We start from the raw sequence: 8,667 nt of genomic DNA on the forward strand, positions 1-8,667 counted from the left end.
CGAAAAGCCCGGCGTACGGTCAAACTCGTCGGCGCATGCCCCGTCCGACTTATCCGTCGCGTTCGACGACCGGCCGGTGTGCCGCTGCCACCTTCCAGCCACCGCGTATCGCGTGGTCCGCCAGAAAGCGTGAACCCCGAGCCCATGACTGAGATCCGGACGGCAAGCCTGTGCCGCGTCACCGTACGTGCTCCGGCCAGGACCGTCGACCTGGCCGTGCCCTCCGACGTCCCCGTCGCCGATCTGCTGCCCACAGTGATCGGCTACGGAGGGGACGACCTGGAGGAAACCGGCCTGGAGCACGGAGGTTGGGTGCTCCAACGCCTCGGCGGTCCACCGCTCGACCCCGAGAGTACCCTGGACTCCCTCGGTCTGCGGGACGGAGAGGGCCTTTACCTGCGGCCGCGCACCGAGGCGCTGCCCGAGGTGCACATCGACGACCTGGTCGACGGCATCGCCGACGGCATGGGCCGCAGGCCGCACGGCTGGAGCCCGGAGGCCGGCCGGCGCCTGCTGCGCGGACTGGCCGCGGCCACCCTCACGCTGGGCATCGTGCTGCTGGCCATGCCGGGGACGGCGGGCTGGGTGCGGGCCGTCGCCGCCTCGGCCGCCGGACTGCTGCTGATCGCCGGGGCGGGCTCCGCCTCCCGCGCCGTGGGGGACGCCGGAGCCGGCTCGGTGCTCGGCCTGATGGCGGCCCCCTACTTCGCCCTGGCGGGCTGGCTGCTGCCCGGCGGCGACCTGGGCGGCGCCGACGGCGAAGCCGTCCTCGGCGCACGGCTGCTGGCGGCGTCCGCGGCCGGCGGCGCGGGCGCGGTGCTCGCCCTGGCGGCGGTCGGCGTGTACCCGGCGCTGTTCATCGGCACGGCCTGCGTCGCCGCCGCGGGCGCGCTCGGCGCCGCCCTGATCACCCTGGACCTGGCACCGCAGCAGGCGGCCGGCGTGGTGGCCGTCGTGGTGGTGCTCTTCGGCGGGTTCGTCCCGTCGCTGTCGTTCCGGCTGGCCGGCATGCGGATGCCGCCCCTGCCGACCAACGTCCAGCAGCTGCAGCAGGGCATCGACCCGTACTCCTCCTCGGACGTCGACGCCCGCTCCGCGCTGGCGGACGGCTGGATGACCGCCCTCTACGGCGCCATCGGCCTGGTGTGCCTGCCCTGCCTGGTGGCCCTCATGGCTTCGCCGGGCCTCGCCGAGATCCTCACCGTCGTGGCCCTCTCCCTCCTGCTGCTGCTGCACAGCCGGGGGCTGGGCAACGTCTGGCAGCGGCTGGCGCTGACCGCCGCCGGGGCCTGGGGCGTGGTCCTGCTGCTGTTCGTCACCGCGCGCTCCCTCGCCCCGGCGGACCGGCTGACCCTGACGGCCGGCCTGATGGGGCTGGCCGCCGCGATCACCATCGCCTCGTGGACCGTGCCCGGACGGCGGCTCGTCCCGTACTGGGGGCGCGCGGCCGAGCTGCTGCACTCACTCGCCGCCCTCAGCATCCTGCCGCTGACGCTCTGGTCGATGGGCGTCTACGGCTGGCTCCGCGGCATCAACGGCTGACCCGGGAGAACGGCGACATGCACAGCAAGCGCGACCAAGTACAGGCGCACCTCTTCATCATGGGCCGGCTGGCCTCGGCCATGCTGCGCTCGGAGCCCGACGCCCCGGAGAGCCCGCTGGGCAGGACCAACCGCGGCGCCGCGATCGGCGTGATCATCGCCTTGCTGGTGTGCGCGGGCGCCTTCGTCCTCGGACTCCTGCGGCCCGGCGGCAACGACTCGTGGCGCTCGGGGGAGAACCTGATCGTCGACAAGCAGACCGGCGCGCGCTACCTGTACCTGGACGGACGGCTGCGCCCGGTGCGCAACTACGCCTCGGCCCGGCTGGTCACCGGCGGCGAGGTCGGCGTCACCACGGTGGGCACGTCCTCGCTGGCCGGCACCCCGCACGGAACACCCGTCGGCATCCCCGACGGGCCCGAGGCGCTCCCGGGCACCGGTGACCTGGACCGCACCCCGTGGCTGGTGTGTTCCGGCGTCCTGCCCCGGACGACGGGCGTCGTCACGGTGACCACGACGCTCGCCCTCGGCGCCGACGCCCCGCAGGACGTGCCCGGCGGCAGGCGACTGGGCGAGGACGAGGGCATGCTGGTCACCGGCCCGGACGACGCCACGTACCTGCTGTGGCAGGGCAGCCGGCTGCGGCTGGACGGGCGGGCGAAGGCGGCCGAGGCCCTCGGGTACGGCGACGTCACCCCGCGTCCCGTCTCCGCGGCGTTCCTCGACTCCTTCCCGCTGGGACCCGACCTGGCCCCCGCCGAGGTGCCCGGCCGGGGCGGGAAGGGCCCCGAACTGGCCGGGCTGAGCACCAGGATCGGGCAGCTCTTCAAGGTCGACGTACCCGGCTCGGCCGTCCGCCTCCACCTGCTCACGAAGGACGGGCTCGTGCCCCTGACGGACACGGAGGCGGCCCTCCTGCTGGGCGATCCGCAGACGCGGGAGAAGGCGTACGGCGGGGGCGCCGCGACCGTGGCGACGCTCGGCGCGGACACCCTGGCCGGGCACCTCGCCCCCGACGCGCGGAGCCCGGAGCCGGCGGAGCTGCCCGCGCAGCCGCCGAAGGCGGTCACCGTCGCCACCGGCTCCGTGTCCTGCGCGGAGGTCGACTCCACGGACTCCGGGGTGCGGGTGGGCGCCTCGGTGCTGCCCGGGGGCGCCCTGCCCCCGGCCGTGCAGGCGCCGGCGCCCGAGGTCGAACCGGGCTGCCTGAAGGTCGACTCCATCGCCGTACGGGCCGGGAAGGGCGCGCTGGTCAGGGCGTTGAGCGCGAGCGGCAGCGCGCTGGGCGACACCACGTACCTGGTGACGGACGAGGGCGTGAAGTACCGGTTGCTGTCCCAGGAGGCGGTGAAGGCGCTGGGCTACGAGGGAGTCGAGGCGCGGACGATGCCGTCCCCGATGCTGGCCATGCTGCCCAGCGGCCCGGACCTGACCCCCGAGGCGGCGTCCGAGGGCGAGGCGCGGGTGACGCTGCGGTGCCCCGGGCGGTAGCGGGAAAGGGGACGGCCGGGCCCCGCCGGTGATCGTCCGGAAGGGAAATTCTTGGCGTCCGCCCAGTCACCTCACGTTAAGCCGGACCCCCGGCGGCCTCCGGCGGACGGTACCGATGCCCGATCTGTCCGGCCGGAAGCACCACGCCGCTCACTTGAGCGGCGCGAATTCCTGGAAATTGCTCAATTGAGCTTCCGAAAAGAGGACTTCGCGGTTCCGCAGGCAATTGCCAAACAAGTTGTGGCCTGCATAGCATCTGGCCACCCCATGCCCCCGGCGCGTCAGTCGTGATCGCTGGGACGCTCCGTCTGCCCACGGAGTGAAGTGGGGGCCGCAGCCCCGGTGAGCGTCACCGAAAAGGGAGTTCTCTCATGGCCATGCAGCAGTCCGAAGAACGCGCGACCCGCAACGGGATCATGGCGCTGGAGCAGGCCTTCACCGGTGTCCAGCGCTGCCAGCAGGACGTCCAGTCCACGTCGCACACGCTCGCCTCGAACTACGGCGGTGTGGACGGCGGAAAGTACAAGAAGCTGCTGGAGCAGTGGGACGAGCACGTCGACACCATCCTGATCAACCTGGACCGGATGGTCGACGAGCTCAACGGCACCCTCAGGGAGCACGGACTGGTGCAGGGATCCACCAGTGACGCGATCGATGCGGAGTACTCGCGCTCCACGCAGGTGTTCGACGAGCTCAACGGCACCAACACGTCGTCGAACTGACCCCGGCGCACCCAGCAGACCTCCCAGCCCTTCCACTCACGTCGTTCTTCCGGTGAATAGAGGACTCCGATGGACTTCTCCGACGGCTACATCTACGTCGACTACAACCATGCCGAAGGCGCGGCGGACGACATGGTCGGCCAGTCCCAGGCGATCATGAGCATTCTGGCCAACCTGGAAATGGAACTGGCCGAACTCCGCAACAGCTGGATCGGTGACGACCGGGACGTCTACAGCGAGGTCCAGGCGAAATGGGACAACGCTGTCGAGAACATCAAGAACCTGCTCGCCAACCACTCCGGTCTGCTCACCGAGATCTCCTCCAACTACCGGTACACGGAGCAGAACCTGTCGCAGCGGTGGGGCGACATCAGGATCGGCAGCCGCTGACGCCGGCCGGTGACGGAAGGGTGATCGCATGGCCGTCACGGTCCTCGACAGCACGTTCCTGAAGAATTTCATCAACAACCAGATCGACGGCTTCCGGACGACCCTGGAGAACATCCTCAAGGACAGCCCGACCGCCGGCCCGGCGATCACGTTCATCGCGGACAGCATCTCGACCACGACGATCGACTCCGCGAAGCCGCTCGTCATCGGTCTCATGGCCGGCGAGAACAGCGCGGTCGGCGGGGGCGCCCTGAACAAGGTCGTCCAGCAGGGCGCGGGCGAGGTCGTGCGCATCCTGGAGGACCAGACGGTCCTCTTCGAGGACCTCGAGCAGGCGTTGTGGGACACCATCGACGAGCTGGCCAAGGCCCAGGGCAAGAATCTCGAGAACATCACCGCGGACGATTTCATGGACATCTTCGAGGATGTCGACAGTGATCTCGGCAATTCCGGTGGCACCGAAGAGGAAGAGTAGCGGAGTTCGGCGATGGCCAACCCCGGGGACAACAACAACGACAACTGGAAAAAAGCGGTTGACCTGCTCACCGGCTATGTCCTGCCGGAGCGGAAGACGTTGTTCGACGACCTGAAGGGTAACGACGGCATCCCGCTGATTCACGTTCGGCTGGACAAGCACGGCGGCCCGGATTACTCGTCGGGTTTCCTGTCCTCGAGCGGATGGAAGACGCACAACACCGACTACACCATCCCGTTCTACCGTCCCAGCGACGACTCCCAGGACGTGTCCGCGGGGAAGTACCTCTACCGGTACCGCGCCTACATCACCTTCCTCGCGTCCGGCCAGGACTGGCCGCCGGGCGGGAACGACATCATCCCGGACTACTCGAAGACGAGTGAGCGCCTGAAGGACAAGGGCGGCTGGAACAAAGAGGGCGAGAAGCTCGACTGGAACACCAACGCGCTGGTCCGGTACGTCTACGGCTCCCGGGACGCCCTCTCGCAGATCACCATGTGGCCCTACTCGACCCACGGGTTCAAGAACCGCGGCTACCCGGTGAACGACGCAGACTACGTCGACCTGCGCACCTTCACGGAAACGGCCAAGGCCTTCGACCGGGTGGTCAAGTTCTTCGAGGACAGCGCGGTCACCATCGGCAAGTGGGACACCGAGAACATCGGAGAGGGCAGCGACTCCTGGGACGGCACGTCGGCCGCCATCTTCAAGGCGCTCATCCACAAGCTGGCCCGGAACTACGAGGGCTACGCCGACCAGCTCAACGGCAAGGGCGGCGAGGGCACCGCCGTCACCATCGACGGTGTGACGGTGACCTCCGCGCCGGCCCGGGCGCTGGCCGAGGCCCAGGGCGTTCTCCTCGCCCAGGCGCAGAAGCTCCACGACACCTGGAACGCGTGGAAGGCCGAGAGCAATCCACAGCGCTGGCTCTACGACATGCTGCAGAACGCCCGGCTGACCCTCTTCGACACCCAGTACGACAAGACGGACATCGAGACGATCTCCAACAACTCCGGACCGTACACCTCCTGGCACAACTACGTGGTGTCGACCGACGGCTTCCGGAACGAGATCGTCATCGAGGGCAAGTCGTACGGCAAGCCGAGCGAGATGACCACGTGGAAGGCGATCGCCGACGAGGCGGTGCGCCGGTGGGAGCAGTCCGTGCAGGACTGGCTCAGCACGGCGGGCGCCGAGGCCATCGTCGAGATCCACAAGGCCTTCAAGACGGCGGAGAAGGCGTTCGACACCAGCATCACCGACAAGGACGACCGCCCCCTCTCCGAGATCTCCGCCAAGGTGGAGGCCGACGCCGAGAAGAAGAAGGCGGCGGCCGAGGCGGCGGCTGCCAAGGCCGAGCGGGAGAAGGAGAAGGCCGAGGCGAAGGCCGAGCGGGAGAAGGAGAAGGCGGAGGCCGAGAAGGAGAAGGCGGAGGCCAAGGCGGAGGCCGAGAAGGAGAAGGCCGAGGCGAAGGCCGAGCGGGAGAAGGAGAAGGCGGAGGCTGAGAAGGAGAAGGCCGAGGCCAAGGCGGAGCAGGAGCGCGAGAAGGCCGAGGCGAAGGCCGAGCAGGCCGCCGCCAAGGAAGAGGCCGAGAAGGAGAAGGCCGAGGCCAAGGCGGAGCAGGAGCGCGAGAAGGCCGAGGCGAAGGCCGAGCAGGCCGCCGCCAAGGAAGAGGCCGAGAAGGAGAAGGCCGAGGCCAAGGCGGAGCAGGAGCGCGAGAAGGCCGAGGCGAAGGCCGAGCAGGCCGCCGCCAAGGAAGAGGCCGAGAAGGAGAAGGCCGAGGCCAAGGCGGAGCAGGAGCGCGAGAAGGCCGAGGCCAAGGCCGAGCAGGCCGCCGCCAAGGAAGAGGCCCAGCAACAGCAGGCGCTTGTCCTCGCACAGAACCAGAAGGCTCAGGACGAGGCGAAGAAGGAACGGGAACGGGCCTCGGCCCAGGCCGAAGCCGACCGCGCCGAGGCCAAGGCCGAACAGGAAGCCGCGAAGGCGGAGGCCGCCGCCGAGAAGGAAGCCGCCAAGCAGGAGCAGGCCCAGGCGAAGGCCGAGGCGGAGCGCGAGCAGGAGGCCGCCAAGGCGGAGGCCGAGCAGGAGAAGGCCGAGGCGAAGGCCGAGCAGGACCGCGAGAAGGCGGAAGCCGAGGCGGAGCAGGAAGCGGCCAAGGCGGAGGCCGAGAAGGAGAAGGCCGAGGCCAAGGCCGAGCAGGAGGCCGCGAAGGCCGAAGCGAAGCAGGAGCAGGAGACGGCGAAGGCGGAGGCCGCCGCCGAGAAGGAAGCCGCCGAGCAGGAGCAGGCCCAGGCGAAGGCCGAGGCGGAGCGCGAGCAGGAGGCCGCCAAGTCGGAGGCCGCCGCCGAGCGGGAAGCCGCCAAGCGGGAACAGACCGACGCGCAGTCCAGGGCGGAGGCCCAGCAGGAGGAGGCCCGCCGCGAGGCCCTGCGGGAGCAGCAGCAGGCCAGGCTGGACGCCCAGAACGCCAAAGCCGAGGCACAGGCCGACTACGAGCAGCAGAAGGCCGAGGCCCGCGCCGAGCGCGACGCCGCCCTCCAGGAGGCCGACCGCCAGGAGGCGGCGGCGCGACAGGAGTACGAGCAGGAGAAGGCCGAAGCCCAGGAGCAGCGGGACCAGGCACGCCAGGACGCCGAACAGGAACGCGCCGAGGCACGCCGGGAGTACGAGCGGGAGATCGCCGCCGGCACCGACGAGAAAGAGGCCCGCGAGGAGTACGACCGGCGGATCGAGGAGATCGACGCCGCCGAACGGGAGGCCCTCGAACGGGCGGACGCCGCCGAGGCCGAGGCCAGGAGCGAGTACGACCGGGCGAAGGCCGACGCCCAGGCGGAACGCACGGAGGCGCGCACCGAGGCCGAGCAGGCGCGCAAGGACGCCAAGGCCGAGTACGACCAGCGGATGGGCGACATCCAGGCCGAGTACGACCGGATCAGCGCCGATCAGAAGGACATCGACGAACTGATCCGGCAGCGCATCGCCGACCTCCCCGAGCCTCCCGACCTCTCCGCCTACAACCCGGGCGGCTCGGCGGGCTCCGCGGGCTCGGCGTACTCCTCCGCGTTCAGCGACAACCTCTACAACCAGGACGACCTCGCCTCGGCGCTCGGGCGCCCGCAGAGCGGCGACGCCCTGGCGGGCGCCTCCGCCGGCGGCACCGGCACGGGAGCGGGCTCGCCGGGGATGTACCCGCCGATGATGCGCGGCGCGGGCGGCGAGGCCGGCGGCGGCTCCGGCGAGCGCGCCAGGACCGTCATCGAGCCCGTGGTCGGCCGCTCCGGCCGGACGGCCGCCACCACGCCGACCGTCGACGACGAGGAGCACCGCGTCGTCCCCAGGTCCACGCAGACCAGCAGCAGTACGCCCTTCATGCCGCCGATGGGACCCATGGGCGGGGCGGGGGCGGGGGACAGGCCGCAGACGGAGAGCGGGGACCGGGAACGGACCACGTGGCTGGCCGAGGACGAGGACGTCTGGGGCACCGACGAGGGCGGCGCACCGCAGGCCCTGGGACGCTGAGAGGAAGGGGACCGGGATGAGCCGGCCGATGGAGGACCGGGTGGCCCAGGCGATGGCCCACCTCAAGGCGGCGGAGCAGGCCGCGGCCTCGGCACGCGCCGAGCTGGACGCGGCCTCGGTCACCGCGCGTTCGACGGACCGGTCGGTCCGGGTCTCCGTCGGCGCGAAGGGCGAACTGACCAGCCTGGAGTTCCTCGACGGCAAGTACCGGACCATGGCCGCCCCCCAGCTCTCCGCGGCGGTGCTGGAGGCCGCGAACAAGGCACGGGCCGAGATGGCCCGCCGGGTCGTCGCCACGCTCGACCCGCTGACCAGGATGACCGCACGCGGCGCCGCCCCGGAACGGATGGGCGTCGACTGGGAGTCCGTCTTCGGATCGCTGCTCCGCGAGACCTCCGTCGCGGAGGGACCCACGGCGATGAGCAGGCTCCGCGACGAGATCGTCGAGGACGACGAGGAACCCGCCGCCCCGCCCGGGGTGGCCCGCGGCACGGACGACGGACGACGGGAACGGCAGGAGGGCGCGTAA

General features: G+C 70.9%; 7 protein-coding genes. All 7 read left to right on the plus strand.

Annotation, left to right across the window (positions count from 1 at the left end; all coding sequences use genetic code 11):
- Positions 1-144: 144 nt before the first annotated feature.
- Positions 145-1,542 carry a type VII secretion integral membrane protein EccD gene (eccD, locus tag GL259_RS26915; RefSeq protein ID WP_159535889.1) on the plus strand — a complete coding sequence of 466 codons (1,398 nt, stop codon included), beginning with the start codon at positions 145-147 and terminating at the stop codon, positions 1,540-1,542.
- Positions 1,543-1,559: 17 nt separating this feature from the next.
- Entirely contained in the window at positions 1,560-3,032 is a 1,473-nt protein-coding gene (gene eccB / locus GL259_RS26920) for a type VII secretion protein EccB (protein WP_159535890.1), read from the plus strand.
- 371 nt (positions 3,033-3,403) lie between these two features.
- Complete coding sequence (locus tag GL259_RS26925) at positions 3,404-3,754, plus strand: hypothetical protein (RefSeq protein ID WP_159535891.1); 351 nt, start codon at positions 3,404-3,406, stop codon at positions 3,752-3,754.
- Positions 3,755-3,823: 69 nt separating this feature from the next.
- Positions 3,824-4,144, plus strand: coding sequence for a WXG100 family type VII secretion target (locus tag GL259_RS26930; protein ID WP_159535892.1), 321 nt, complete (start codon positions 3,824-3,826; stop codon positions 4,142-4,144).
- 28 nt (positions 4,145-4,172) lie between these two features.
- Positions 4,173-4,619, plus strand: coding sequence for a type VII secretion system-associated protein (locus tag GL259_RS26935; protein ID WP_159535893.1), 447 nt, complete (start codon positions 4,173-4,175; stop codon positions 4,617-4,619).
- 12 nt (positions 4,620-4,631) lie between these two features.
- On the plus strand, positions 4,632-8,138 hold the full coding sequence (locus tag GL259_RS26940; RefSeq protein WP_159535894.1) for an AAWKG family protein: 3,507 nt from the start codon (positions 4,632-4,634) through the stop codon (positions 8,136-8,138).
- A 16-nt stretch (positions 8,139-8,154) separates the two neighbouring features.
- Complete coding sequence (locus GL259_RS26945; RefSeq protein ID WP_159535895.1) at positions 8,155-8,667, plus strand: YbaB/EbfC family nucleoid-associated protein; 513 nt, start codon at positions 8,155-8,157, stop codon at positions 8,665-8,667.

Origin of the sequence: Streptomyces sp. Tu 3180 (genome assembly GCF_009852415.1) — a bacterium.
Taxonomy (GTDB): domain Bacteria; phylum Actinomycetota; class Actinomycetes; order Streptomycetales; family Streptomycetaceae; genus Streptomyces.

What these genes read in the sequence shown, in the direction of transcription:
- eccD (WP_159535889.1), top strand. Translation starts at nt 145, where the DNA reads ATGACTGAGATCCGGACGGCAAGCCTGTGCCGCGTCACCGTACGTGCT.
- eccB (WP_159535890.1), top strand. Translation starts at nt 1,560, where the DNA reads ATGCACAGCAAGCGCGACCAAGTACAGGCGCACCTCTTCATCATGGGC.
- GL259_RS26925 (WP_159535891.1), top strand. Translation starts at nt 3,404, where the DNA reads ATGGCCATGCAGCAGTCCGAAGAACGCGCGACCCGCAACGGGATCATG.
- GL259_RS26930 (WP_159535892.1), top strand. Translation starts at nt 3,824, where the DNA reads ATGGACTTCTCCGACGGCTACATCTACGTCGACTACAACCATGCCGAA.
- GL259_RS26935 (WP_159535893.1), top strand. Translation starts at nt 4,173, where the DNA reads ATGGCCGTCACGGTCCTCGACAGCACGTTCCTGAAGAATTTCATCAAC.
- GL259_RS26940 (WP_159535894.1), top strand. Translation starts at nt 4,632, where the DNA reads ATGGCCAACCCCGGGGACAACAACAACGACAACTGGAAAAAAGCGGTT.
- GL259_RS26945 (WP_159535895.1), top strand. Translation starts at nt 8,155, where the DNA reads ATGAGCCGGCCGATGGAGGACCGGGTGGCCCAGGCGATGGCCCACCTC.